The organism is Paraliobacillus salinarum (genome assembly GCF_014083865.1).
In the GTDB taxonomy this organism is placed as follows: domain Bacteria; phylum Bacillota; class Bacilli; order Bacillales; family Amphibacillaceae; genus Paraliobacillus; species Paraliobacillus salinarum.
Window position 1 is genome coordinate 1 of the sequence record NZ_JACEFA010000006.1, and the last position, 25,479, is coordinate 25,479.

The following is a 25,479-nucleotide window of genomic DNA, read 5'->3' on the forward strand; positions in this document are numbered from 1 at the left end:
TTTTGCAAATAAATGAAAATCATTGTACTTAGCCATGAAAAAACCCCTCCGAATTATCTTGATTTAATTCAAGAATAACGAATAATTCTTTAGGATTTAAACCATTTTGCTTAACTTGACGGCTATGGGGCACGGCCTCAGCTAACTTGGTAAAGAAAAACACTTTACCAAGTGGATCTTCGGACGCGTGCTGTTCCCGCAGGAGTCTCGCATATTTCCTCTACTTAAGTGCCTATATTCAAACAAGAATATAGGCTATTTCTATTTACAAAAATAAAAAATGCTCCTATTGTAGAAGAGAGACCATACTTGTTCCCAAATCTTCTACAAAGGAGCACAAAATGTGTACTAAAAGTATAGGTCATAAACAGCTAATTAGTCAATGTTTATCTGTATTACCAACAGAAGTTTTTTCTTCTCCACTATTAAATTATGAGTATGACAAGCTTTCTGTAGATGCATTAATGAAAGTGTTTGTTGCTGCGCAACTAGATAAATGGGAATCGTATGATGATATGGAAGAAAAACTTCGAGCCAACCCAGACTTTTGTGAATCGATCGCTTTATCTAGTATTAGTGGATCCCAGTTAAGCCGAAGAATAAATGCGTTGCCAACAGAATATGCACAACAGCTCTTTCAACGTGTAGTGCATATCATTCAAGATATGACGAAAGGTCATAAAGGAATAAATAAAGCTGTCGGACGCTTGAAAATTGTTGATTCTACACATTTGAAGCTACCATCCGCCCTTTGTGATTGGGCGTTTGTCACCAAAAGTTGGAATGTCGTGAAAATGCACACCCGTATTGTAGTCGTTTCAGAAGATATCTCCTATCCAGATAAGATCATTCCTTCTACAGGTAACGTCGGTGACGTTGAGACAGGTGAGCTACTCGTTGAAGAAAACGACGCTACGTATCTGATGGATAGAGGCTATCCTTCGAAAAAGAATGTGACTGCTTGGGTGGATAAAGGAATAGATTTTGTCGTTCGTATTACTAAGAAAATTACAGCGACACCAATAGAAAGGTATGAGTGTCTACATCCTTCTGTGCTTACAGATGCCAAAGTGCAGTGTAGTTATTCTAAAGAGCCACTTCGCTTAATCGAGTTTACGGATGAAGCAGGGACGTTATATCGCTTGCTAACAACGAGATGGGATTTACCTGCGGAGCAGGTGATGGACCTATATCGTCATCGCTGGATGATTGAAACCTTTTTTAAATGGGTAAAACAACATTTAAGATTAGTTAAGATTTGGAGCACAAAACCACAAGGCATGTGGAATCAAATGTTTCTCGCTTTGGCAGCTTATGGATTAGCTTTAATCCTTCAATTACAAATGAAAACAAAGAAGAAGCTGTGGCAGTTTTTACGTCTTATGCGTACGTATATGTATAAACCTTATGATGCATTCAAAGAAGCGCTTTTCAGAAAGAAAAGCAAAACAACTCGAGGTCGACAGAAAATACCGATACGTAAAACAATAACAATGTTTGAAGGAACAATAGCTATGATCAAGCCACAAAAAAAGAAATAAAAGAAGCTTTAATTCTACAACATAATATACAAAAAAAGGGAACAAGGTCTTCTTTATGACCCGGTTCCCTTTTTAAAATTTTTCTTAATAAATCATATGGTATTTTTTTGATTAAATGGTTAAAAACTCTATTGATGCAACGCTAGTGGGTCTGACCCCTTTGTCCCATTAAATAATGTTACTTACTTCTTGCGCTCTTTTATCTAACTTCTCGGCTGCGAAAGAGATGTTATTAAAGTCCTCTGTAGCTAGTTTCATGCTTGTTTGTGTGTCATCAATATGGTGATGTACCTTGTTCGTTCCATCAACAATTGCTTGAATTTCCTTTGTGATTGAGGTGACGTTCTCTCTAATTTCATTAATCGATTCATCGACTCCATTTGAAAGTTTACGGACCTCTTCAGCAACTACACTAAATCCACGGCCATGCTCACCTGCTCTAGCGGCTTCAATGGCAGCGTTTAAAGCTAATAAGTTGGTTTGTGAAGCTATTTTTCTTATGATTTCAACAATGCCTTGGATAACATTAGCCTGCTTTTGTAAATTCGTTAATATCAAATTGTTTTCTTTATATTCAGTAGAAATCGTATCGATTGTTTGTGATATTTCCGTTCCACGCTTGATCCCTTCTTCTGCACGTTGGCTTAAGTCTTCAGCCATATGTTGCAGTTCCTCTACTACCTTTGTAATTGTATCTTGTCGATTGGTAATGTTGGTAGCGATTTTGGAAATACCGACGACTTGATTGTGTTCATTGATTAAAGGCATATATGTAGCTTCTAACCAAATGGATTTACCAAATTTATCTTTGCGTTCTATTTTATTTTGAAAACTTTTACCTGATAATAAGTTGTTCCAAAACGTTTGGTAATCATTACTATTTGCAAATGCAGGAAAACAGAGTGATTGGTGATCCATACCGATCATTTCATTAACTGAATATCCCATTGTTTGTGCAAAATTTGTGTTCACATAAGCGACTTTACGATCAAGGTCAAAGCGGATAATTGCTGTATTCTTTTCAATTGCTTGTAATACTAATTCGTCCATAGAGTTTATTGTTGTATCTGTTAACATAACATCTCTCCTGAAAAAAATAAAATGGTAATTAATTGCATAAAATTCCACAAATTCTATACAAATATTATATACCCTTAAGTGTATAACGGTAAACCTTTTTTGAATAAATTACATGACTTTTGTCATGAGACTTAATTATTACATCGTTATAGTGTTTTTCCTGTATACTATATTTATATAAAGGAATTTAATTAAGAGCACGCACTGAAAATCATGGAAAAACAGTACGTTATTTTTTAAGGAAGGGATAGTGTTATGGTGGCTTGTAATCATCAAACAGATCGTTTATGTTTAGTGCATGTACCGATTTTTAATCATCTTACAAAAGAAGAAATGAATTATATTAATAAACATCTTCAAAGTGCCTCCTACGAAAAAGGTTCTATCATTTTCATGCCAGAAGATCAAGCGCAGGGATTAATCGTAGTAAATGACGGTAAGGTGAAGTTATCAAAAATTAATCAGGATGGAAAAGAACAAATTTTACGTATATTAACACATACAGACTCTGTTGGTGAATTATCTTTATTTAAAGAATATTATTATACTAGTCAAGCAGAAGCGATAACAGATGTGAAGGTGTGTCTGATAAGAAGGAACGACATGCAAGACATCATTCAAGCTTATCCTGAGATTGCACGTAAATTACTAGAGGTAGTTAGTGAGCGGTTGGAGGATACGGAAAATCATATTGAACAATTAACGCTTCATAACGTAGAGCAACGTATCATTCATGCCTTGGTGCAGTTTGCTAAAGAACAAGCTCCTAATAAAGAGACCAATTTACTGATTACATTACCGTTAAGTAAAGGCAATCTTGCAGGTTTAATTGGAATCACGCTAGAAACGTTAAGCAGAAATTTAGCGTTAATGGAATCACAAGGACGAATTCAACTCGAAGGACAACGAAAAATTATAATTAAAGATATTAACCAATTAAAAATATAAATGATGTAAAACAAGCTTAATGAAAATAATTCATTAAGCTTGTTTTTTATGTAAGAAACTAAGTTTCTTATAAAAAGAAAAATAGATTTTTAGTATTTGACATAGGTCAAATTAAAACATCTACAAAGCGAGTAAACTAAAATTAAAGAAATCAAACAAAATAGTTGTTAGCTAGCTATATGTCATATGTACAAGAAAAAATATATCATTTATGGAGGGAAAAAGAATGCAACATTTTATTTTAGGGAAGAAAAATCAAATTACGTTAATTAGTGCAATTTTAATTACTATTGGTTTTTTTGCTCATTTTAGTTTAAGTAATGCCTTTATCTTTAATTGGGCTTTGATCATTGCATCTATTCTTGGGGTGACCCCGATTGCGATTCAAGCTTATCAGGCTTTAAAAGTAAAGGTAGTTAGTATTGATGTACTAGTGACCATCGCAGTAATTGGGGCTGTCATCATACAAAACTATGAAGAGTCAGCCATTGTTACCTTCTTATTCTTATTTGGTGCATATTTAGAGCAACGTACGTTAAACAAAACCCGCTCAGCTATTAAAGGATTAACTGAGATGGCGCCGGACAGTGCTCTAAAGCAAATGGAAAATGGCGAATTTGAATCCGTAGATGTAGATGATGTAGATGAAGGTGACATACTGTTAGTGAAAACTGGTGGAAAGATACCAGTAGATGGGACGGTAATGACTGGTGAAGGTCATATTAACGAAGCGAGTATTACAGGAGAGTCAGTTCCAGTCGGTAAAATAAAAGGATCAAAAGTTTTTGCGGGAACAATACTAGAAAATGGAACGATTCAAATTCAAGCCGACCGAGTTGGTGAAGATACAACGTTTGGACGTATTATTGAGTTGGTAGAAGAGGCACAAGATTCAAAGTCAGCAGCAGAACGATTTATTGATCGATTTTCTAAATATTACACACCTGCTGTTCTAGTTCTCGGCATTATCGTTTGGCTATTTACATCTGATATTGAATTGGCCATCACAGTATTAGTATTAGGATGTCCAGGCGCACTAGTTATTGGAGTTCCTGTATCGAATGTTTCTGGTATTGGAAATGGGGCGCGAAACGGCGTTCTTTTAAAAGGGAGCGAAGTCATCAATGATTTTAGTAAAGTAGACACAATCTTCTTTGATAAAACAGGCACACTAACAGTAGGTAATCCCGAAGTAGCAGAAATCGAAGTTTACGCAAAAGAACAAGAAGAAACATTTAATTATTTAGCCAGTGTGGAACGTGAATCAGATCATCCGTTGGCGATGGCGATCCTAAACTATATTGGAGAAACCACCTTTTATACCGTTGAAAAAACGGAAGTCGAAAAAGGAGGTGGAATTACTGCACGGGTTAATGGTCATCGTGTTGTTATTGGGAACGAGTCGCTTATGGAGAAGGAAAATATCCATTTAACAAACAAGGTAAAAGCAGACATCATAAAATTTGAACAAAACGGTAATTCACTTGTTTTAACAGCGATTGATGGAGAGCTAAAAGTACTTATGGGCATTAGAGATCAAGTTCGTCCAGGCGTGAAGCACGATCTTCAGCAGTTGAAAAAACTCGGCGTGAAAAACCTTGTCGTACTTTCTGGAGATAATCAAGGAACTGTTGATGTAGTTGCTCGTGAACTCAAGTTAACAGAGGCGCACGGAAATATGCTTCCAGAACAAAAGTCATCTTACATTGAAAAAGTACAAAAAGTAGGTAAAGTTGTTGCCTTCGTAGGTGATGGTGTCAATGACAGTCCTTCATTAGCATTAGCTGATATTGGGATTGCTATGGGGAGTGGAACAGATGTTGCAATTGAAACATCAGATGTTGTCTTAATGAACTCTGATTTCAGTCACTTGCCACACGCTTTGGGCTTAACGAAATCAACTGCAAGAAATATGAAGCAGAATATTGTTATTGCAGTAGGGGTCGTATTGGTTCTATTAGCCAGCTTACTGTTTAGTGAGTGGATGAACATGTCAATCGGTATGCTCGTACACGAGGCAAGTATTTTAGCAGTTATTCTAAACGGAATGAGGTTACTAAGGTATCGATTAAAAGGTTCTCGAAACAAAGAAATGTAACCAAATAATATTGTAATAAGTTAAAAAATTTTCCAAACTTGATTTGGATCAAATTTTTATAATCAATTCCCCTTTATACTAGAACTATAAAGAATAAAGGGAAACAAAGCGAAAGCATAATATAAAAAAAGGAGAGATTTATCATGCAAAAAGCAACAATTCAATTAGAAACACTATCATGTCCATCTTGTTTACAAAAAATTGAGAATGCAGTTAAGGGATTAGAAGGTGTTGAAAAAGATAGTGTTAAAGTGATGTTTAATTCAAGTAAAGTAAAGACAACATTTGATTCGCAAGTTATATCAATTGAAGATGTAGAGAAATCAATTAAAAAATTAGGCTACCCCGTGATTAAGTCGAAAGTATCGGCTGTGTAATCGAACAGAAAATTAAAGAGTACAATTATTCTAGAAAGCGGACTGACCACACATGAAGTCAGTTCGTTTTCTTATTTGTATAGAAGAAATATATAAACTAACTTTGAATAGGTCTTTTGAATTTAAATAAGAACACTTGTTCCTATTTTTGATAAGTTGTGATATAATACAAGCAGATAATGTTCTTTTAGGGAAAGGTCGGCTAACCTCGAAGTAAGGAGGTGATGCCAGTGGGTATGTATGAGATCTTCATGGTGCTATTTGGGTTTGGCACGTTATTGACTGCATTACTCGCATTAGTCGTTTCAATGATTAACAAAAAATAGACCTCCCTATTTACCCTGACAAGTGACTAGGAGAGGTCTATCGTATAAGTAGATAGCCGATCCCTCTGGGGGAACCGCTTATCTTCAGGTCACAGGACGGCTGTGGCCTTTATTTCAATTTATATATTTTAATTATACCATATAAGTATGCACTTGAGAAATGAAGTTACTTTCTTCATTTTGTCTTAGGTAAGTAAACGAAGCAGATCATTAATACCCACTGTGTGAATCTCTATGGTATTGTCCATTTGCTTGATACAGATAGTTTTCTGGAACTACTTTTTCGATCATTGGAAAAATTGTTCGCTCTTCAAGGCGGACATGCTTTTCTAATAATGCCCCAAGCTGACGGAACAATTCTGGCTTAGCGGATTGGTTCATTCTTATTTGTCGGATGTAACTGCGGATCTCTACATGTTGGATTAACATTTCCTGAATGCATGGTTGATTCATGGACTCATATTGTGCATATAAAGGTAATAATACTTCTTCTTCATCACGAAAGTGTTTTTCTCCATCTTGAATCCAAAAATCAATAACTTCCCTAGTAGTAGGTTGAATACGATCGCTATCACTAAATTTTTTTAGTTTCTGCGCCATCACTAATGTATGGTGGTGATGATGGGTGAGAGGATGTAATGATTCGTGTCGTTTCATATGATCTACTCCTTTCTACTTGAATTGGAATAATTGTTTTAACATATATTTCTATATAAGTATTGTGGCTATCATTATAGTGTAAACCGATAAATCAAACAATAATATTTTTTGTATTATTAGTGAATTTGTAAAAAGGTTTAAAAATTATATAAATTTTAAGTTGACCACCTTGGTCTACTAGTTGTAAAATAAAATAGACCAAGGTGGTCGAACTTTTTTTGGAAGGAGTGGTTGCTTATCAATGATACGTTTGAAAACCTTGATTTAAAGAAGAAAAATAGAATTATAAATGCAGCATTACAAGAATTTTCAGAAGAAGGGTATGAACGAGCTTCAACTAATCGTATTGTTAAAGCGGCTGGGATTGGAAAAGGCATGCTGTTTTACTATTTTCAAAATAAACAATCCCTTTACCATTATTTATTGAACTACAGTCTTGATTTAACACTTAATGATTTTTTAGATCGTATCGATACAAGTGAGAAAGATTTTATTAATCGTATGTATCAAATCGCTCGTTTAAAAGTAAAGCTATTTGCGGCCCATCCGTCTATCATGTATTTTCTTAGTTCGTTTATGTTAGAAAAGGAAATAACTTTACCTGATGATATTAATGAAAAATTCCATAAATTACAAACACTAGGCTATAGCAAAATGTATGAGGATATTGATTACAGCTTGTTTAGACAAGATATAGATCCTGCAAAAGCTTTTCAATTGATACAGTGGTCTATCGATGGCTACCAAGAAGAGTTAAAGCAACGTTTAATAGGAAAAAATGTTCACTCTATTCATTTTGAACAATATTGGCAAGAGTTTTATGACTATCTGAGTGTGTTAAGAACAGCTTTTTATCATAAAGAGGAGGGGAAGTATGACAATATTGCAAGCGAGTCAAGTGACAAAGAAGTTTGGTGATTTTACAGCGTTAGATGGTGTTGACTTAGAGGTGAATAAAGGGGAGGTTTATGGTTTTATTGGCCCTAATGGAGCTGGTAAATCAACAACGATTCGCGTTTTACTTGGTTTACTAAAGGCAACCTCTGGTGAAGCAAAAATTTTCGGAAAAGATGTCTGGACAGACGCAGTGGATATTCATAAACGAATTGCATACGTACCTGGTGATGTAAACCTATGGCCCAATCTGACAGGTGGTGAAGTAATTGATCTATTTCTGAAAATGCGTGGACAGCAAATAGATAAAAAGAAAAGAGCAGAATTAATTGAACGCTTTGATTTTGACCCGTCAAAGAAATGTCGTACCTATTCGAAGGGGAATCGTCAAAAAGTAGCATTAATTGCTGCATTTGCAGCTAAAGCAGATTTGTACATTCTAGATGAACCTACATCTGGATTGGATCCTTTGATGGAGCGAGTGTTTCAATCTTATGTAGAAGAAGCAAAACAAGAAGGATCTAGTATTTTATTGTCTAGTCATATTTTGTCAGAAGTAGAGCGTTTATGTGACCGAGTAGGTATTATTCGTCAAGGTAAAATGATTGAAACAGGATCATTGGATGAATTACGACACTTAACTAGAATGCGCTTAGTTATGGAAACGAAAAAGGAATTGTCTGATTTAGGTTCACTCAGTGGTGTTCATGACGTTGAACGAAAGGATAAATCTTATATATTCCAAGTTGATGCAGATAAATTAGATCATGTGATGCAACATGTTAGTTCTTATGGAATAACTAAATTAGAAAGTGCTCCACCAACATTAGAGGATTTATTCATGCGTCACTATGAAGGAACAAGTACTGGAGGAGGTGTTAGCTAATGTCAAATCAAGCTAGTCACCAAATAGGCTTTCTATTTCGTTTTTTGTTAAAGAGAGAGCGAATGAAATTATTAATTTGGATTCTTTCTTTTTTGATTGTAACGATTTCTACAGCAGTAGCTTTTAGTGGTTTATACCAGAGTGATGTAGAACGACAAGCGATGGCCGAAACAATGAAAAACCCCGCAATGTCTGCATTAGTAGGGCAAGGGTATGGTCTTGGAAATTATACAAATGGTGCAATGATGGCACACCAAATGTTATTAATGACTGCAGCGGTTGTTGCTATAATGAATATTTTACTAGTTGTTCGTTTAACACGTGCGGATGAAGAGGATGGTCAGCTTGAAATGCTTCGTGCTTTACCAATTGGTAGATTGGCACCAACGAATGCAGTAATGTATATCGTACTGGGGACGAATGTCATTTTGTCGTTTGTAATTACTACTGGATTGGCTGTTCTAAGTATTGATAGCATAGATTTAATCGGTTCTTTATTGTATGGAGTTGCTTTAGGTGCAACAGGAATATTCTTTGCGGCAGTGACGATGCTTTGTGCACAACTATCTGATAATGCAAGAGGAACGATGATGCTATCTTTTACTGTGCTAGGAGTTGCTTATTTCATAAGGGCAGTTGGAGATGCTGGAAACACCACAATTTCCTGGTTTTCTCCATTAGGATGGATTTTAGGAACAGAAGTATATGTAAATAATTATTGGTGGCCAATCTTGCTCACTTTGTTTATAGGTGGATGTATCTTTGCATTAGCATTATATCTAAATCATATTCGTGATATTGGTTCTGGCTTTTTACCTTCAAGAGCAGGGAGAAAGCATGCATCTCGTTTACTACAAACGCCAATTGGTTTATCGCTTCGTCTACAAAAAACACCAATTATCGCATGGTTTGTTGGTATGTTTGTTATCGGTGCATCTTACGGGTCTGTTTTAGGTGATTTAAGCACTTTTTTTGAACAAAACGAAATGATTAGACAAATGTTAGCTAGTGATGAAAATATATCAATGACAGAACAATTTTTATCCATGCTAATGGTTATTATGGCAATTATGGCGACAATTCCGGTTATTATGTCTATATTGAAGATTAAAGGAGAAGAGAAGAAGCAACGGACAGAACATTTATTAGCACGAAATATTTCTAGAAGGAAGCTATTGTTAAGCTATGTAATCATTGCGTTTGTTGTCAGCTTTTTAATGCTATTCGTTGCTGTGATTGGTCTAGCAGCTACTGGCCTAGCAGTGCTAGAAATCGATACGACATTCGGTATGCTTGTTAAGGCAATGCTTGTCTATCTACCTGCGTTATGGGTGATTTTAGGGATAGCAGTATTTCTATTTGGAGTGGCGCCAAGATTTACTTCATTTAGCTGGTTTTACCTATTATTCACCTTTGTCGTTGTGTATTTAGGCGAGTTATTAGAGTTTCCGGAATGGATTAGCAACCTGTCACCTTTTGCACATGTTCCGGAATTACCAGTAGATGAACTAACGTTTACACCACTAATTATATTAACGATCATAGCTGTTGCATTAACAGTTGCCGGATTCTTCGGTTATCAAAAAAGAGATATACAAGGATAATAAAAAAAGAAAGCAAATGTAATATGTTTGCTTTCTTTTTATCTGTTTAATCTATAGAAATTATTATTAGAATGTTGACGCGTATTCTTTTGCTTGTTGAATTGCCATTTGCTTAATTTCTTCTTTTTTATCAGGCATTTGATCATGGCCCTCTACAAATAATGCCTCAAAATCATCAATACCGAAAAAGCTAAGAATCGTTCTCACGTAACGATTTCCCATTTCCTTATTAGCAGTTGGTCCGTGAGAGTAAATCCCGCCACTAGCTTGAATATGTAATGCTTTTTTTCCTTCTAATAAACCAACAGCGCCTTGTTCGGTATGTTTAAAGGTTTTTCCTGCTACTGCTACCGCATCAAAATAAGCTTTCATAATTGGTGGTAAAGAGAAGTTCCATAATGGCGTAACAAATACGTATTTATCAACCTCAATAAATTGATTACACAATGCTTCTAAACGACTGACTTTTTTCTTTTCTTCTTCTGAAAGTGAAGTGAAGTCATCCCCATTTTGAAGCTTTCCCCAGCCTTGAAATACATCCGGATCAATTTGTGGAATGTAGGATTGATATAAATCAAGCTCGATTACGTCATCATTTGGATTAGCTAATTTGTAGTCGTGTAAAAAAGCTTCACCAACAGCTTTGCTATAAGAGGTAGAAGCATCTTTTGGATTTGCTGTCACATATAAAACCTTTGTCATAGTTATATACTTCCTTTCAAAATGATATTGTATTGTTTATTATGCCTATAACTCTGCGGATTATATCACGTTTAACTATTCGTGAACAACACAATATTTTCTATTGATAGTATTATATGTAAATTAGGTTGTAAGAAAAAAGCCTCGCGAAAAAATATTTACAATTTCTTCATGTTAATATAGACTAGTTTAAAATAATCTGATGGAGGAAGTGAGCCAAAGTTGAATCCTATTTTATTAGATTTTCCAAGTGAATTTGAAACAGAACGATTAATTATTCGTAGTCCAAGACCTGGTGATGGAAAAGATGTTTATCAAGCTATTCGAGCATCTAAAGAACAATTGAAGCAGTGGCTTCCGTTTGCTCAAAAAGATCAGACAGAAGAAGAAACGGAGGTTAATATTCGTGAGGCATATATTAATTTTATTAAAAGAGAAGACCTGCGATTACTTGTTTTTGCTAAAGAAACTGGTGCATTTATTGCCTCTTCTGGCTTGCACCGAATAAATTGGGATGTACCACGGTTTGAAATAGGCTATTGGATTGATACAAGGTATAGTGGAAAAGGATACATGACGGAAGCGGTTCGGGGAATTTGTGATTTTGCGTTTTATGAATTAGGTGCAAATCGAATTGAAATCTGCTGTGATGAACAAAATATTAAAAGTCGAGCGATACCTGAGCGGTTAGGATTTAAGCAAGAAGGATTATTTATCAATGATTCGGTTGCGTTCAATGGCTCGGGATTACGTAATACGTGTATCTATGCAAAGGTTCGATAAGCTATCAGTCTTAGTATAAAGAACATTAGGTTGATATTATGAAAAAATCGGTAGCGGATGAATGATTCTTTTACTGTTGACCAGTTGATTCATCTGCTTACCGATTATTGTTGTTTAGTTAGTTGTATAAAAGCGAACCAATTCAATCTACTCCCACAAAAAGGACGCAATTTTTTGATCTACACCAGTGTGTTCGTGTAAACCGGAATGTGTTGCTTTTTTATCATAAAAAATTTCTCGGTTAAGCTGATCTTCCTTCACAATGTCTTCGATCCCCATTGCGCTAATCAGACTGACTATACCATCGGTCCCTGTATGATCAATAACACCTGCAATTGCCAATACATCAATTGTAGATTCGAATTTTTCTTTATTAGCGATCATTTTTTTCAATGCTTCTGATCTTGTTTTTAAATCTACTGCAGCTTCCCCTGTATTGACAGTAAAATAGGTGGGGTTGTCAATACCTTTGAAGGGACTTGCTATGACGACTAACTTTTTTATTTTTGGTAAGCCACTTTTTGGCTGATTCTGTAAAATAACATTTGTCGAAGTGAGTCCTCCCATAGAATGCCCAACTAAATTAACTTGTGGTACATTATACACTTCTTTTAATTGATAAAGTATTTTCCTCATCCACTGTGTTTGTTGTGAAATAGTTGCTCGATCATTTTGAAAAATCACTTGAATGAAAGAAGGGCTTTGTCTAGCTATGTCTCCACTAATAGCTACTTCTCCGTTCGAAGCTACATGAACCACCATTGTTTTTTTGCCGAAATTCTCTTTTTCTAACCTTTGCAGCATTGTATCAAATGAACGTGGTCCTCCTTTGTAACCATGAACAAATAACGTCGGAGTAGTATCGTGTGGTTTGTTTGAATCCATTGGCTCGGCGTATACAAAAGCAAGCAAGATAATCGACGATAATAAGATACATATAAATATTTTAAAGCTGAATTTATTTTTACTCACCGTTTGTATACTCCTTTTCCATTAGCGTGATGCCAAATATTGTTCTAATCCATTATTTCTTAGTTCGCATGCTGGGCACTCACCACATCCGTCGCCTTGAATCCCGTTGTAACAAGTTAGTGTATTCTCACGAATAAAATCGAAAGCTCCTAGTTGGTCAGCTAATTCCCATGTTTGTGCTTTGTTTAGCCACATCAATGGCGTGTGTATAATGAACTGGTCATCCATAGACAAATTTAAAGAAACATTAAGTGATTTAATAAACATGTCTCTACAGTCAGGGTAACCACTAAAGTCAGTTTCACTAACACCAGTAATGATATGTTTTGCTTCTATTTGTCTACCCAAAATAGTTGCAAATGATAAGAATAACAAATTTCGACCAGGAACAAAAGTAGAAGGTAATTCTCCATCTCCTTCTGTTGTAATTTCTTGGTCGTGTCTTGTTAATGCATTTGGTGCAAGTTGATTTAATAAAGACATATCCAATATTGTTTGTTTTACGCCTAATCTATTAGCTATATGTTTCGCTATTTCAATTTCTTTATTATGGCGTTGCTGATAATCAAAGGTTACCACTTCAACGTGCTCAAAGCGTTCTAATGCCCAAAATAAACATGTTGTGCTATCTTGGCCACCACTAAATACAACGATTGCTTTTTTATTATTCATTGTTTCAACCCCTTTTTAAAAATGAAGTGTTTTTTAAAATTATTTCACTGTGATAGAAATAATTGTATCGTTTATAAGAAGAAATTGAAAACAAAAAAAGCACCTCACTGGATGCTTTTGAATTTGTAGCTAATCTTGTTTGTAATGGTGGAATGTATCGACTGCAAGTGTGACCCCCTGTGCAAAAGCAGCTCCACCACCCAGTGCGGCACTTATCCCAATCGTCTCACCTATTTCCTCTTCTGTGGCACCGTTATCGACTGCACCCTTTGTGTGGTAAATAATACAATATTCATCCTGTGCGAATATACTAATTCCTAATGCCATTAATTGCTTTTGTTTTTTATCCAATGCTCCTTTTTGAAAACAAGCCTCAGTAAAAGACATATAATGTTCTGCTACATTCGGCATTGTCTTCTGTAAATACGCCGTTCCTTCTTTATAGTCATTTATAGATTGATCAAAATAATTATGATTGACTTCGTTATTTTCCATCTAATCCCACCTTATCAGATTTTAAGTATAGCTTTCCCGTGAAGCCTATCTTTATCCGGATTCAGGTTATCGGATTACATGTTTGTTTAACACGGATGTTGGGTAATTAGTGAGTAAAAGATAACTTCATACTATTCATTAAGATAGAGGGAGGGTGTATTTCGGTGGAACATAACAAAGATATAGAAGTAGAGAAGAAAGAGAAAAAATCAGATTCAAGTAAGGTAGGGGTTGCGTTAATAAAGTATATTACGTATCTGATCATTTTCTTTGGGATCCTATGGTTTTTAATTAATTATGTATTTGGCCAACTTTTATAGCAATTAGAAAGCGTTCTAACAAGAGGTTAGAACGTTTTTTAATACAAAAACGCCCTTTGATATATTCAAAGGGCGTGAAATTTTAATTTGTTAGTTCTTTACTAAAGGATTAGTTTTCTGGAAATGCAAGAACGGGTTGTGTTGGATCTGCATCCATAAATGTTTTCTTTCTGTTGCGAGTTGTTAATTTGTCGATAAGAGAAATTACTTTGAAAGTGATTAAAATTACCGCAAGAAAGTATAAAGACAATAACATATGCAACTATCCCCTTTCAACATAGAAAATCTTTCATTTATTAATGAATTCAAGTATATAATACCAAATATTACGTATAAGTAAATAGAAATTTATAAATTCTTTTAAATTCTTTTTATTGCTTTATTATATGTTGTATTTCTTGAAATGTGTTGGAAACAATCAACTAATAAAAAGGAGTTAATTTTGTTTTGATTTTTTATAGTTTCTCATTTATTTATTGAATTATCTGAAAATTAAAACAAAATACTTGCAATCATTGTTTGTTTATGATAATTTATTTAGCAATACACTTTTTTTGAGCAGAGAAGGAGGCGGAAGTATGCGTAAAGTAACTTTATCAATACTTGTAGAGCATCCTATTGTACAGAAATATGTTGGACGATCCGGTTTAGAGCACGCAATCTCGGTTGCGGAAAAAGCAGTTGAGATTTCAGGAGACTATGGTGTTTCACCCGATTTAGCAGCAAAGGCTGGGTTGTTGCATGACATCGGTCATTATGAATGGTATCAAAATGGGGAATGGGATTTTGAAACGTATAAAGAAAATGATATTCATGCGATTAAAGGTGCGGCTCGGGCCCATAAGCTTTTAGTGAGGCTAGAAGAAAGTCTTCCTAACGCCAAAGAGATAGCTCTGGCAATATTGTTGCATACTGATTCTTACTTACCGGCTGGGAATTTGGAGCTGCATCCGCTACAAAAGCTTGTCGCAGTAGCAGATACATTTGATGAGGAACCTAATGGCGGTCATCACTATCGAAAAATAGATTTTGAATTGGCAAAACAACGCATAAGAAAACTTGATCAGAAGATTGATCAGATGATACGATCTGATCAATCTATAGAGCAACTTGGTTAATTCCTGTAGCAAAAAAGTTTTGTTACAGGAATTTTTGTTTAACTGTCTCAAAAAAGTCACACAAACAACCTTAAAATATGGTAAACTTTACCCGTATGTTAGTAAAAATATCTAAGTTTATTGCTGTTGTTGTAAAGGTGTGATAATAATTGTTTAAAAAATTTAAGAAGAAAACGGAACTATCCGAACAAGAGTTTCGTCTTATATATGATCTGTTTTATGATCGTATCTTTAAAGATGCTTTTTTCATAATAAAAGATCAACATTTAGCACAAGATGTCGTCCAAGATACATTTGTAAAAGCATTTAAATATATCGATCGTTTAGAGAACAGAGAAAGAATGGGTGCTTGGCTTTCTACTATTGCAACAAGAACAGCAATTGATTTAATTCGGAAACAGAATTCTTGGAATGGGATTCCGACAGATGAACTTGTATTAGATCATATGCAATCGAAACAGGAAGCATCAGCAAGCCTTGATGCAACAATAGAGAATAAATTAATTCAAGAAGCCCTTATTGAAAAAATTTCGTTGTTGAAGCCGGAATATAGAGAAGTAATCGTTCTGAAGTATATTCATGAACTTAAGGATAAAGAAATTAGTGCCTTTACTGATTTAAAAGAAGGGACGATTAAATCTCGCATTCATCGAGCAAAGAAAGAGCTGAGGATACAAATTGAAGCGGATGAATCATGTAAACATCTTTTTGGTGGTGAGATATAATGAGTGATGTGGATAAAAGGGATTGTATAGATGATCAATTGCTACAGAAAATTTCTAAAGAAGCATATAGTGAAATGCCTAGTGCAGTTTCTGCTAAGGAACATATGTGGCAAAATATTCAGTCTGAATTAAATGAACAACCAGAGAAAAGAAGCTTTATGTTACTTAACAAAAAAGTGTTAAGTATAGCAAGTTTATTTATTATTCTTTTGATGGGCTCCCTATTTTTTCATTTAAAGGATGGGGAAGCATTTGGTTGGTTCTCTGATTATTTTGTTCAAAAGCAAGGTGACCAAACAGAAATTAGCAATCTAGTCTCAGATAAACCAATTGAACAACCACCTACAGAACCACCTTATGATGAAACCTTACAATCAAAAGAGTTGGATCCTATGGATGAAGAGATGACCTTAGGAGAAGCTGTGAAAGAAGCATCGTTTCACATTGTAACCCCAGATTATGTTCCTAAGGGGTACCAATTGGAGAAAGTCATCCGAACCACCTATAAAGGTGCACCATTGGAAAATGTTTTTTTACATTACGCCAACAATGAAAATTCCTTCGTTATTACACAAAGGAAAGTAACTGGTGAATTTTATGCAAGTAACATGACTGTTAATAATAATACAGCAAAAGTGGAATCGGTCGATTTAAATGGAGTAGAAGCTACCTTTATTGATTATAAAGATGGTACAACCGAATTGATTTGGATTAATATGAGAACGGAAATAGATATTTCAGGTGATTTACAAAAAAGCGAATTAATAACAATGGCAAAATCCTTAAAGTAAAAAAACCTTTTGAAAACGCCCTTTAAGTTAGAAAGACCTAACTTTGTAAGGGTTGAACTGTACCCTCAAAAGTGGACAGTTTAAAAAAAGCTAGGCAGCTAAAAGGTGATCTCGATACTGATTCGGGGTCATCTTTTTTAATGTCCATTGATATCTTGATATATTATAATTTATCACATATTCATTGATAAGCGACTTTAAATCTTTAATGGATTGACAACTTTTAATATCTACTTCATCTTTCAAATGACCAAAGAAGGATTCCATGGGTGCATTATCCCAACAGTTCCCCTTCCGGGACATGGATTGTGTAAATCCTTGTTCTTTAATTTCTTTTTGAAATGCTGGGTGCGTGTAATGAAACCCTTGATCTGAGTGGAAGTAACTTATAGGTGGAACTTCAAAGCCACGCTCGAATAAATGAGCTAATGTATTATAAACTAACTCCATTTTTAACGAAGTTGAGACATAGTGAGCTAATATTTCATGAGTGGTCGCATCTTTAATAGCTGAGAGATAAGCCACATGACCTTTTCCATAATATAAGTAAGTAATATCGGTTAATAGTACCTTGCCAGGCTGACCTTGATCGAATTCCCGATTAACTAAATTATCACATGTCTTATGTTCTTGTGTGGCCTGAGCCATTTTCTTATATGGATTAGCTTGTCTAACTTTCGCTACTAATCCATATTTCCTCATTAGCCTACGAATTTTCTTTAAGTTCATGATAACACCTTGCTCATTTTCCAATATCATGCGAACCGTTTGAGCCCCAGCCTTACCATTTTTTATAAGAAATACTTGCTCAATCAACTGGAAGTCTTGTTCATCTTGTCTTTCAGACTCTCTTCTGTAATCCTCGTTACTTAGCCACTTATAATAACCACTCTTACTTACACTAGCTAAGTTACACAAATGAGTTGTCACACCTTTTAGTTGATAGCTCCGTATGGTCCGTTCAATGATTTCATATTTTTCACAAGGTTTTAACGTTTCTTCTTCATCGCCTGCCTTTCGAGTTCGTCTAGCTTTTTTAGAAAGTCATTTTCAGCTTCCAAGTATTTAATTCTCGCTTCTGCTTTCTTAAGTTGTTGATCAGGAGTTAATTCTTTTTGAGATGGACGGCCTGTTGATCCTTTACCTCTACGCTCAACTAAAAATCCTTCTTCACCATACTTTTCGTAAGTATTACGCCATCGTTTGAGACACTCTTTAGGCTTTTTATAGCCTATGACCTTAAGGTCAAATCCATTATCAATAAATATTTGTTGAGGGCCTTTGCCTTCCAAATGTTCTTTTGTGGCTTGAATTTTAAATTGAGAGTTATAGGTAATTGAACGATCAGAAACTTTATCAACATTTGGGTTTTGTTCAAGTAGATCCATTTGTTTCGCATTAAAAATTGTTTTACTCATGTTAAACACTCCTTTAAAGTGAACCTTATACTAGCAGTGGAAATACACGAGACTCCTACGGGAACAGCGCGAGCTGAAAATCACCCAAAGTGAACGTAAGTGAACTTTGGGAAGTTGAAGCCGTGCCCGTGGAAAGCGAAGTGTATTTCCGCTGCGGCATACTAATTACTTCTTTTGATAAAACGTACTAGTTATTATTAATTTCATTATAACAGTAAGATTTAAATAACATAATAAACCCCAGCCAGGGACTTTTATTAATTAGTCCACTAACTGGGGTATAGTTCAGGTGTAACCAAAAGGTTTTTTTATTTACCTAAAGTCTATTGTGCTTGAGTAGGTAATATCACTTTCGTATATGCCGTTATTTTCAATAAAGTGGACAATTTTGACCCGGTAAAAGGCTCCGCGCTGTAATTGGAAGCTGGTTGTTTTATTAATCGAAGAAGTGTTCTGATTAATATATTCTCTACTTTGAGAGGTGTTCACCCAGCTAGTCTGTTTTTGTTGCAAATAAATTCGCAATCCAATTTTATCAACAGTTTTTGTACTGTTTAAGCTGCTTCTGGAGTAAAGTGTTGATCCTGAAACACTCACATTGTTCGTTGTGTTTTTTATGTTATTTAATGCTTGTATATTTACTGTAATGTCATTGGTGGGCGGAACACTTTCATTGGCATGTGCAATAGTAGTTGGTAGCAGAAAACCAATTAGAAATATACCGATAACTCCTACCTTTTTGATCACTGTAATCCCCTCCTGTTTTTAATCTGATTACTAATAAGACAGTTATCAGACTAAAAACGTTCCCAAATAGAGGGATTTTTTTAAAAATGTTTTCTATTGTATTCAAAATAATTACTTTTAATGGTTATGACTGTTGTTCAAATAAACGTGCAATCTCTACAATCGTTTGTGTAGACTTTTCCATATTGTCTACAGAGACATATTCATATTTCCCATGAAAATTCTCTCCGCCAGTAAATAAGTTTGGTGTAGGTAAGCCTTTAAAAGATAATTGTGATCCATCCGTTCCGCCACGAATGGGCTGAATGATCGGTTCTATTTCTAAGTTTTTCATTGCTTTTGAGGCAATGTCAACTATTTTGCGAACAGGCTCAATTTTTTCTTTCATATTGTAGTATTGATCCTTCATTTCTAAAGAAATAGCATCTGATCCGTACTTTTTATTGAAATCTAAAACTAGCTTTTCAATAAAAGATTTCTTTTCATCAAACTTTTCTCTGTCATGATCTCTAATAATGTAATAAAGTTGTGCTGACTCTACGTCACCCTCCATGGAAAGTAAGTGATAGAACCCTTCATATCCTTCAGTGAACTCTGGCGCTTGATCAGCGGGTATACGATCATGAAATGTCATAGCTAATTTAACCGCGTGCACCATTTTATTTTTAGCTGTGCCAGGGTGAACATTATTACCCTTAAAAATAATTTTTGCAGCGGCGGCATTGAAGCTTTCATACTGTAATTCTCCTAATGGTCCGCCATCCACAGTATAAGCAAAGTCTGCATTAAACCTTTCCACATCAAATTTGTGAGGGCCACGACCAATTTCTTCATCTGGTGTAAAAGAAACTTTGATGTCCCCATGTTTTATTTCGGGATGAGTGAAAAGATAATGCATGGCAGTCATGATTTCTGCAATGCCTGCTTTATTATCCGCTCCAAGTAAAGTTGTCCCATCCGTTGTAATTAAAGTATGCCCTTTGTATTGATGTAACTCTGGGTAGTCTTGTACTTTTAATATAATAGATTGTTCCTGATTTAAAATAATATCATTACCATCATAATCTTGAATCAGTTGTGGCTTAACATTTTTTCCGGTGAAGTCCGTTGCTGTGTCAAGGTGTGCTAAAAATCCAATAGTAGGTACCGTTTTATCGGTGTTAGATGGCAGTGTTGCCATCAGATAGCAGTGCTCATCTATTTTCACATCTTGTAAGCCGATAGCTTTTAGTTCTTTCTCAAGCATATGCGCTAAGGTCCATTGTCCTTCTGTAGATGGACAAGTTGTATTTAGTTCATTAGATTGTGTGTCAATTTGTACATATGAGGTAAAACGATCAATTATCTCTTGCTTCATGATTTACTCATCTCCAATAGGTTAAAGTATATTCATTTTAGCATAGGCTAGCTAAATGTAAGAACTACTTTTCTTATGATTTGATTGCTCTAGCCAAGTGTTCCAGTCATCCATATCTCCAGAAATGACGTATTTTTTAAATTCATTACAGACTTTTTCGGCCGCATAACCTCCGATGACAAAATTCAATTCAGGCTTTTGTGTAGAAAGTAGATCAATAAATGCTTCCAATCCACACACATGTTCCTCCATTGTTACACTAAAACAAATTAAATCGATATGATTTGCCTCGATTAATGGAATTAAATTCTCTACTGGTGTATTTTCGCCAATAAATAATACATCGATGCCTCTTTTCTGCAGGAAAAAAGAAAACAATAATAGTCCTATATCATGAAGCTCTTGCGGAGGGCAGATAGCAAGTGCTTTAGGGTGCGTTTTTGCATGTTCAAAGGATTGAAGAGACAGCATGATTTTTTGTTTAATGAATTGACTAATGAAATGCTCCTGAGTAACAATTAAGTTCCCTTTTTCCCATTCATCGCCTACTTTTCTTAACAAAGGAATACATACTTGGTGAAAAACCTCTTCTGCATCGGTTGTATCTAATATTGTATTTAGGAAATGGGCAGCTTCAGCAGTTTGATAATTTAGTAGTGCTTCAAACACATTATCTATAGTCTGTGTGAAATGTGATTGGTTTGAAGGAGATAGACGACCATTGTTTTTTTTCATTTTTAACGATTTCAACATGGCCATTGCCTGTTGAACCGAAATTTCATGCTGTTTTTTATATTGATTAACTAAAAGAAGATCATTGATGTTTTCTTCTGTGTAAATTCGTGTACCACCTTTTGTTCTTTCTGGAATTACTACTCCATAGCGATGCTCCCATGCTCTTAGTGTGATAGGAGTTATTCCTACTAATTCAGCAGCTTTTTTAATGCCGTACATAAAGTTGCTCACTTCCTTCATTTTCTTGTATATATTGTAAAAAAGATTTCACACAATAGCAATAAAAAGAGGTTTAACAATTTTGTAACAGGTTATAAATCTATACAAAGGTTATACAATTAGTATATAATTATTTACACAATATTGTCACTATTTTATCGATAACTTTTAAGAGTTACTGCATAGGGGGAAATATTTATGAAAAAACAAGTGATTGTTGTTGGAGCGGGACCTGGGGGTTTAGCGGCGGCTATGCAGTTAAGCGCAGCTGGATATGATGTGAAGGTGCTCGAGAAGCAGCCTCATATTGGAGGACGCACTTCAAAACTAACGGTGGGTGATTACCATTTTGATTTAGGACCCACTTTTTTTATGATGCCACAAATATTGGAAGAAGTGTTTGTCCGATCTGGGCGTAATCTACATGATTATGTTGATATGCGAGAAATAGATCCATTATACACATTGAAATTTGGTGATGTATCTTTTTCACCAAGTACAAATAGTTCTGATACCAAAAAAGAAATTAGTCGTTTATTTCCTGGTAATGAAGAAGGATACGAACGATTTCTACGTATAGAGGGAGAAAAATTTGATCGAGTGAACGCGTTATTAAAACAGCCATTCACTAGTTTTGCTAACTTCTTTACTAAAGATATGTGGCGCGCATTACCTCGCCTAAACGCATTTGATACGGTGTATGGAAGATTATCCAAATACTTTTCAGATGAACGATTAAAATGGGCTTTCTCTTTTCAAGCAAAGTATTTAGGGATGTCTGCATGGGATTGTCCTGGTACATTTACTATTCTATCGTTTTTAGAACATCGATTTGGTTTATTCCATCCTATTGGTGGGGTAAATCAGGTTTGTCATGCGATGGCTAAAGTTATAGAAGAACATGGTGGAGAAGTTGTCACCAATGCTGGAGTAAAGCAAGTATTAGTAAATGACGGAAAAGCAGTAGGTGTACAACTAGAAAATGGCAGTGTGCTCCAAGCGGATGATGTTGTTATTAATGCCGATTTCGGTTACGCCATGACACATTTATTTGATCAAGACGTATTAAATAAATACAAAAAAGAGCAGTTAGAGAAAAAAGGGTTATCTTTGTCCACTTTCATGCTTTATTTAGGTGTAGATGGAGAGGTAGATTTACCACATCACATGGTGTTATTTGCTGAGGATTACAAGCAGAATGTTGATGATATTACGAAACAAGGCATAATTTCAGAAGATGCTTCGATTTATGTCCACAACCCATCACGCATTGATCATACATTAGCTCCAGAGGGAAAATCTGCTCTATATGTACTAATGCCTGTTCCTAATTTAGAAGCGGATATAGATTGGAAAGAACAGAAACCGTTGTTACGAGAGAAAATACTAGATCGATTATCTAACGAACCAGCATTATTTGATATCCGTGATAGAATAGAAGTAGAACAAATTGTTTCCCCGTTAGAGTGGGAACAAAACTATTATGTGTATCGAGGTGCAACTTTTAATCTATCACATACGTTAGATCAGATGATGTATTTTAGACCACATAATAAATTTGAGGACGTTGATCATTGCTTCTTAGTTGGAGGAGGAACGCATCCAGGTAGTGGATTACCTACTATTTTTCAATCAGCTATCATTAGTGCAGATTTGTTACAGGAACAATATGGTTCAATAAAAGAGCAGTCAGTAGTTCAAGAAGTTGCAGCTGCAAAGGAAGGCTTCTAATGAAAACAGCTATTGTTGGTGCGGGTATCGGTGGTTTAACTACGGCATTATTATTAAATAAACAAGGACACCAAGTAACGATCTATGAAAAGGAAAGCTACTTGGGCGGAAGATTAACCTTCGAAACAAATGGAGAATATCGAATTGATCAAGGTCCAACGATTGTCCTTTTACCAGAATTGTTATTGGAAATTTTAGATGAAGCAGGAGTTAGCCGGGATAAAATTGATTTAATCCCTTGTGATCCGCTTTATGATATTCATTATGCAGATGGGACAGTTTATCGGAAGTGGCGTGATCCTAAACTCCAGAAGGAAGAAATTGAGAGTAAATTCCCGGGTGAGTCTTTTGGCTATCAACGATATATGCGTCAAATGAAAAAAGTATATGAATTTGGGACGGACGCCTTTCTTTCAAAAATTTTCATCAACAAACGAGGGTTTTTGTCTTTTCAAAATATAAAATTTGTCCTATCTTCACAGTCTTATCAGTATGTTACTAATTACCTTTCGACCTTCTTCCAAGATCGACGTTTAATGCATGGTTATGCGCTTCAGACATTGTATATTGGTGGGGCGCCACATCAAGTGCCTGCGCTATATGGCTTAATTTCCTACAGTGAACACGCATACGGCATTTGGTATGTAAAAGGTGGTTATGCAAGCTTAGTTCCTGTCTTAGAAGAGATATGCAAAGAGAGAGGTATTAAGATTTATAAAGAACATCCAGTCGATCAAATCGTGGTTGAACAAGAATCGGTAACAGGTTTGCAGATTAAGGGACAGTTTAAACCTTTTAATCATGTTGTTTTTAATGGAGACTACCCAACAATTGATCGTTTGTTGCCTGAAAAATATCATGCGAAAAAGAAATTATCTCCTTCTTCTGGTTGTGTACTTGTTTATCTAGGAGTAACGAAAAGATATGAACAAAATCTCACCCATCAGTTTTTCTTATCGCAAGACTTTGATGAATACATGAAGCAAGTTGTGAGTGGTGATTCTATTCCTACGGATCCTTCTTGTTACGTTTTTAATCCAGTTTCTATTGATCCTGAAGCAGCTCCAAAGGGAAAGAGTGTCCTGTATATGTTAATTCCTGTCCCAGCATCAATTGATCCAAGTGAAGAAGAGCTTAATAGACTAGTAGATAGTCAAATTGATAGAATAGAGAGAACGAGCTTCGAAGGTTTACGTGAAGAAATAGAGTGGCAATCAATTCGCACACCAAGGCAAGCAGAATTGGACGGATTATATCTAGGGGGAAGCTTTGGTGTTGCACCAAACATGAATCAGTCTGGTGGATTTAGACCTCAGATCATTCACCCGAAGATTGCAGGCTTATTTGCAGTCGGTGCCTCTGTTCATCCTGGTGGTGGTGTGCCTATCGTCATGCAAGGTGCACGTTTATTAGCTCAATATTTCAAAGAAGAGGGGAAACAAACATGTTAGATGAACGCACAGCACTTGCTTGTAAAGAAATGATAAAAAAAGGATCATCAACTTTTTATCATGCATTCAATATTCTACCTAAACAGCAGCGAGAAGCAGTGTATGTGATTTATGCATTTTGTCGGATGATTGATGATGCAGTAGATGACCCAGATCACTCTCTGTATACATTAGAGGAACTAGAAGCGAATTTTACGAACTTGAACCAAGCAGAAGGTCATTTTATCTGGCCTGCTTTACGTTGGGTAATGGACACTTTTAATCTATCAAAAGAACCATATTATATTCAAATGAGTGGTCAACAATTAGATTATTTTAAAACAACATACGATACGATGGAAGAATTAGAGGATTATTGTTATCGTGTTGCTGGCTCTGTAGGTGAAATGTTAATCCCTGTGTTACATGGTTCCCCTAATGAACATTTAGTTGATAGTGGTATTGCGCTCGGCAAAGGGATGCAAATTGTCAATATTATTAGAGATATTGGAGCGGATCAGCGATTAGGGAGAAGGTATGTACCATTAGAAATTATGGAAAAGTATGCGTACTCAATTGATGACTGGGAAAATCAAAGGGTCAATCAATCACTACGATCTGTAATTAAAGAATTAACGACACAAGCAGATCAATGGTTTACAGATGGCCTTAGATACATCGACCAATATCCAGCAAAAAGTGCTTTATCGATGAAGCTTGCAGCAGGGTATTATAGAGAAATTATAGAAGTAGTGAAAGAAAATGATTATCAAGTTTTTACAAAGCGAGCGATTGTGACAAATACAAGAAAAAGTAAGCTGTTATTGCAGCTAACACGTTAATGAGAGGT

Annotated in this window: 26 protein-coding genes and 1 pseudogene; 16 read left to right on the plus strand and 11 right to left on the minus strand. The window is 35.4% G+C overall.

Annotation, left to right across the window (positions count from 1 at the left end):
- Positions 1–341: 341 nt before the first annotated feature.
- Positions 342–1,541 (plus strand): IS4 family transposase, encoded by a 1,200-nt coding sequence (locus HP569_RS07645; RefSeq protein ID WP_182200580.1) that lies wholly within the window; start codon positions 342–344, stop codon positions 1,539–1,541.
- Positions 1,542–1,709: 168 nt separating this feature from the next.
- On the opposite strand, the gene HP569_RS14605 is transcribed toward HP569_RS07645, so the two are convergent.
- Together HP569_RS14605 and HP569_RS14610 are read right to left on the minus strand one after the other, a co-directional pair.
- Positions 1,710–2,201 carry a methyl-accepting chemotaxis protein gene (locus tag HP569_RS14605; RefSeq protein WP_246367011.1) on the minus strand — a complete coding sequence of 164 codons (492 nt, stop codon included), beginning with the start codon at positions 2,199–2,201 and terminating at the stop codon, positions 1,710–1,712.
- 42 nt (positions 2,202–2,243) lie between these two features.
- Positions 2,244–2,618 (minus strand): annotated as a pseudogene (locus tag HP569_RS14610) (PAS domain-containing protein); the annotation flags it as partial.
- A 258-nt stretch (positions 2,619–2,876) separates the two neighbouring features.
- Between HP569_RS14610 and HP569_RS07655 the strand changes: the two are divergent.
- The 4 genes from HP569_RS07655 to HP569_RS14350 all read left to right on the plus strand — a co-directional run bounded on the left by HP569_RS07655 (position 2,877) and on the right by HP569_RS14350 (position 6,370).
- Positions 2,877–3,569 (plus strand): Crp/Fnr family transcriptional regulator, encoded by a 693-nt coding sequence (locus HP569_RS07655; protein ID WP_182200582.1) that lies wholly within the window; start codon positions 2,877–2,879, stop codon positions 3,567–3,569.
- A 226-nt stretch (positions 3,570–3,795) separates the two neighbouring features.
- Positions 3,796–5,667 (plus strand): heavy metal translocating P-type ATPase, encoded by a 1,872-nt coding sequence (locus HP569_RS07660; RefSeq protein WP_182200583.1) that lies wholly within the window; start codon positions 3,796–3,798, stop codon positions 5,665–5,667.
- Positions 5,668–5,810: 143 nt separating this feature from the next.
- Positions 5,811–6,044, plus strand: a complete 234-nt coding sequence (locus tag HP569_RS07665) for a heavy-metal-associated domain-containing protein (RefSeq protein ID WP_182200584.1) — start codon at positions 5,811–5,813, stop codon at positions 6,042–6,044.
- 236 nt (positions 6,045–6,280) lie between these two features.
- Complete coding sequence (locus HP569_RS14350) at positions 6,281–6,370, plus strand: putative holin-like toxin (RefSeq protein WP_246367013.1); 90 nt, start codon at positions 6,281–6,283, stop codon at positions 6,368–6,370.
- A 210-nt stretch (positions 6,371–6,580) separates the two neighbouring features.
- Here the strand turns inward: HP569_RS14350 and HP569_RS07670 are convergent, their stop codons facing one another.
- Positions 6,581–7,027, minus strand: a complete 447-nt coding sequence (locus tag HP569_RS07670) for a hemerythrin domain-containing protein (RefSeq protein ID WP_182200585.1) — start codon at positions 7,025–7,027, stop codon at positions 6,581–6,583.
- Positions 7,028–7,261: 234 nt separating this feature from the next.
- On the opposite strand from HP569_RS07670, the gene HP569_RS07675 reads away from it, so the two are divergent.
- The 3 genes from HP569_RS07675 to HP569_RS07685 are packed head-to-tail and all read left to right on the plus strand — an operon-like array spanning position 7,262 to position 10,414.
- Positions 7,262–7,948 carry a TetR/AcrR family transcriptional regulator gene (locus tag HP569_RS07675; RefSeq protein WP_246366998.1) on the plus strand — a complete coding sequence of 229 codons (687 nt, stop codon included), beginning with the start codon at positions 7,262–7,264 and terminating at the stop codon, positions 7,946–7,948.
- Positions 7,905–8,810 carry an ABC transporter ATP-binding protein gene (locus tag HP569_RS07680; protein WP_182200586.1) on the plus strand — a complete coding sequence of 302 codons (906 nt, stop codon included), beginning with the start codon at positions 7,905–7,907 and terminating at the stop codon, positions 8,808–8,810. The genes HP569_RS07675 and HP569_RS07680 overlap by 44 nt, the downstream gene beginning before the upstream one ends.
- Positions 8,810–10,414, plus strand: coding sequence for an ABC transporter permease (locus tag HP569_RS07685; protein WP_182200587.1), 1,605 nt, complete (start codon positions 8,810–8,812; stop codon positions 10,412–10,414). The genes HP569_RS07680 and HP569_RS07685 overlap by 1 nt, the downstream gene beginning before the upstream one ends.
- A gap of 66 nt (positions 10,415–10,480) precedes the next feature.
- On the opposite strand, the gene HP569_RS07690 is transcribed toward HP569_RS07685, so the two are convergent.
- Positions 10,481–11,116 (minus strand): FMN-dependent NADH-azoreductase, encoded by a 636-nt coding sequence (locus HP569_RS07690; protein WP_182200588.1) that lies wholly within the window; start codon positions 11,114–11,116, stop codon positions 10,481–10,483.
- Positions 11,117–11,338: 222 nt separating this feature from the next.
- Between HP569_RS07690 and HP569_RS07695 the strand changes: the two genes are divergently transcribed.
- Complete coding sequence (locus tag HP569_RS07695; RefSeq protein WP_182200589.1) at positions 11,339–11,899, plus strand: GNAT family N-acetyltransferase; 561 nt, start codon at positions 11,339–11,341, stop codon at positions 11,897–11,899.
- A gap of 147 nt (positions 11,900–12,046) precedes the next feature.
- On the opposite strand, the gene HP569_RS07700 is transcribed toward HP569_RS07695, so the two are convergent.
- The 3 genes from HP569_RS07700 to HP569_RS07710 all read right to left on the minus strand — a co-directional run bounded on the left by HP569_RS07700 (position 12,047) and on the right by HP569_RS07710 (position 14,038).
- Complete coding sequence (locus HP569_RS07700) at positions 12,047–12,871, minus strand: alpha/beta fold hydrolase (RefSeq protein WP_182200590.1); 825 nt, start codon at positions 12,869–12,871, stop codon at positions 12,047–12,049.
- A 21-nt stretch (positions 12,872–12,892) separates the two neighbouring features.
- Positions 12,893–13,543 (minus strand): 7-cyano-7-deazaguanine synthase QueC, encoded by a 651-nt coding sequence (gene queC, locus HP569_RS07705; RefSeq protein WP_182200591.1) that lies wholly within the window; start codon positions 13,541–13,543, stop codon positions 12,893–12,895.
- Positions 13,544–13,672: 129 nt separating this feature from the next.
- Complete coding sequence (locus HP569_RS07710; RefSeq protein WP_182200592.1) at positions 13,673–14,038, minus strand: carboxymuconolactone decarboxylase family protein; 366 nt, start codon at positions 14,036–14,038, stop codon at positions 13,673–13,675.
- Positions 14,039–14,202: 164 nt separating this feature from the next.
- Here HP569_RS07710 and HP569_RS07715 point away from each other — a divergent pair, with 164 nt between their 5' ends.
- From HP569_RS07715 to HP569_RS07730, 4 genes are all read left to right on the plus strand, one after another.
- The gene (locus HP569_RS07715) at positions 14,203–14,358 is read left to right on the plus strand and encodes a hypothetical protein (RefSeq protein WP_182200593.1); all 156 of its coding nucleotides are present in this window, start codon (positions 14,203–14,205) and stop codon (positions 14,356–14,358) included.
- 578 nt (positions 14,359–14,936) lie between these two features.
- Positions 14,937–15,476, plus strand: a complete 540-nt coding sequence (locus HP569_RS07720; RefSeq protein WP_182200594.1) for an HD domain-containing protein — start codon at positions 14,937–14,939, stop codon at positions 15,474–15,476.
- Between the two features lie 149 nt (positions 15,477–15,625).
- Positions 15,626–16,201 (plus strand): RNA polymerase sigma factor, encoded by a 576-nt coding sequence (locus HP569_RS07725; RefSeq protein ID WP_182200595.1) that lies wholly within the window; start codon positions 15,626–15,628, stop codon positions 16,199–16,201.
- Positions 16,201–16,992 (plus strand): DUF4367 domain-containing protein, encoded by a 792-nt coding sequence (locus tag HP569_RS07730; protein ID WP_182200596.1) that lies wholly within the window; start codon positions 16,201–16,203, stop codon positions 16,990–16,992. The genes HP569_RS07725 and HP569_RS07730 overlap by 1 nt, the downstream gene beginning before the upstream one ends.
- Before the next feature lie 90 nt (positions 16,993–17,082).
- Here HP569_RS07730 and HP569_RS07735 read toward each other — a convergent pair.
- From HP569_RS07735 to HP569_RS07750, 4 genes are all read right to left on the minus strand, one after another.
- A protein-coding gene (locus HP569_RS07735) for an IS3 family transposase (protein ID WP_182200597.1) occupies positions 17,083–18,410 on the minus strand; the annotation gives its coding sequence in 2 pieces (ribosomal slippage) (positions 17,083–18,038 and positions 18,038–18,410; 1,329 coding nt in all).
- A gap of 312 nt (positions 18,411–18,722) precedes the next feature.
- Positions 18,723–19,157: a hypothetical protein gene (locus HP569_RS07740; protein ID WP_182200598.1), complete on the minus strand. Its 435-nt coding sequence runs from the start codon at positions 19,155–19,157 to the stop codon at positions 18,723–18,725.
- Between the two features lie 124 nt (positions 19,158–19,281).
- The gene (gene pepT, locus HP569_RS07745; RefSeq protein WP_182200599.1) at positions 19,282–20,514 is read right to left on the minus strand and encodes a peptidase T; all 1,233 of its coding nucleotides are present in this window, start codon (positions 20,512–20,514) and stop codon (positions 19,282–19,284) included.
- Positions 20,515–20,565: 51 nt separating this feature from the next.
- Positions 20,566–21,468, minus strand: a complete 903-nt coding sequence (locus HP569_RS07750) for a MerR family transcriptional regulator (RefSeq protein WP_182200600.1) — start codon at positions 21,466–21,468, stop codon at positions 20,566–20,568.
- A gap of 198 nt (positions 21,469–21,666) precedes the next feature.
- On the opposite strand from HP569_RS07750, the gene HP569_RS07755 reads away from it, so the two are divergent.
- Genes HP569_RS07755 through HP569_RS07765 form a run of 3 tightly spaced genes read left to right on the plus strand, consistent with a single transcriptional unit; the run spans position 21,667 to position 25,471 of the window.
- Positions 21,667–23,199, plus strand: coding sequence for a phytoene desaturase family protein (locus tag HP569_RS07755; RefSeq protein WP_182200601.1), 1,533 nt, complete (start codon positions 21,667–21,669; stop codon positions 23,197–23,199).
- On the plus strand, positions 23,199–24,650 hold the full coding sequence (locus tag HP569_RS07760; RefSeq protein ID WP_182200602.1) for a phytoene desaturase family protein: 1,452 nt from the start codon (positions 23,199–23,201) through the stop codon (positions 24,648–24,650). Before HP569_RS07755 ends, HP569_RS07760 begins: the two co-directional genes overlap by 1 nt.
- The gene (locus HP569_RS07765; RefSeq protein WP_182200603.1) at positions 24,644–25,471 is read left to right on the plus strand and encodes a phytoene/squalene synthase family protein; all 828 of its coding nucleotides are present in this window, start codon (positions 24,644–24,646) and stop codon (positions 25,469–25,471) included. The genes HP569_RS07760 and HP569_RS07765 overlap by 7 nt, the downstream gene beginning before the upstream one ends.
- Positions 25,472–25,479: the final 8 nt, after the last annotated feature.

Excerpts from the sequence above, each read along its gene's own strand:
- HP569_RS07645 (WP_182200580.1), top strand. The coding sequence starts at position 342 with ATGTGTACTAAAAGTATAGGTCATAAACAGCTAATTAGTCAATGTTTA.
- HP569_RS14605 (WP_246367011.1), bottom strand. The coding sequence starts at position 2,201 with ATGGCTGAAGACTTAAGCCAACGTGCAGAAGAAGGGATCAAGCGTGGA.
- HP569_RS07655 (WP_182200582.1), top strand. The coding sequence starts at position 2,877 with ATGGTGGCTTGTAATCATCAAACAGATCGTTTATGTTTAGTGCATGTA.
- HP569_RS07660 (WP_182200583.1), top strand. The coding sequence starts at position 3,796 with ATGCAACATTTTATTTTAGGGAAGAAAAATCAAATTACGTTAATTAGT.
- HP569_RS07665 (WP_182200584.1), top strand. The coding sequence starts at position 5,811 with ATGCAAAAAGCAACAATTCAATTAGAAACACTATCATGTCCATCTTGT.
- HP569_RS14350 (WP_246367013.1), top strand. The coding sequence starts at position 6,281 with ATGTATGAGATCTTCATGGTGCTATTTGGGTTTGGCACGTTATTGACT.
- HP569_RS07670 (WP_182200585.1), bottom strand. The coding sequence starts at position 7,027 with ATGAAACGACACGAATCATTACATCCTCTCACCCATCATCACCACCAT.
- HP569_RS07680 (WP_182200586.1), top strand. The coding sequence starts at position 7,905 with ATGACAATATTGCAAGCGAGTCAAGTGACAAAGAAGTTTGGTGATTTT.
- HP569_RS07685 (WP_182200587.1), top strand. The coding sequence starts at position 8,810 with ATGTCAAATCAAGCTAGTCACCAAATAGGCTTTCTATTTCGTTTTTTG.
- HP569_RS07690 (WP_182200588.1), bottom strand. The coding sequence starts at position 11,116 with ATGACAAAGGTTTTATATGTGACAGCAAATCCAAAAGATGCTTCTACC.
- queC (WP_182200591.1), bottom strand. The coding sequence starts at position 13,543 with ATGAATAATAAAAAAGCAATCGTTGTATTTAGTGGTGGCCAAGATAGC.
- HP569_RS07710 (WP_182200592.1), bottom strand. The coding sequence starts at position 14,038 with ATGGAAAATAACGAAGTCAATCATAATTATTTTGATCAATCTATAAAT.
- HP569_RS07720 (WP_182200594.1), top strand. The coding sequence starts at position 14,937 with ATGCGTAAAGTAACTTTATCAATACTTGTAGAGCATCCTATTGTACAG.
- HP569_RS07730 (WP_182200596.1), top strand. The coding sequence starts at position 16,201 with ATGAGTGATGTGGATAAAAGGGATTGTATAGATGATCAATTGCTACAG.
- pepT (WP_182200599.1), bottom strand. The coding sequence starts at position 20,514 with ATGAAGCAAGAGATAATTGATCGTTTTACCTCATATGTACAAATTGAC.
- HP569_RS07750 (WP_182200600.1), bottom strand. The coding sequence starts at position 21,468 with ATGTACGGCATTAAAAAAGCTGCTGAATTAGTAGGAATAACTCCTATC.
- HP569_RS07755 (WP_182200601.1), top strand. The coding sequence starts at position 21,667 with ATGAAAAAACAAGTGATTGTTGTTGGAGCGGGACCTGGGGGTTTAGCG.
- HP569_RS07760 (WP_182200602.1), top strand. The coding sequence starts at position 23,199 with ATGAAAACAGCTATTGTTGGTGCGGGTATCGGTGGTTTAACTACGGCA.
- HP569_RS07765 (WP_182200603.1), top strand. The coding sequence starts at position 24,644 with ATGTTAGATGAACGCACAGCACTTGCTTGTAAAGAAATGATAAAAAAA.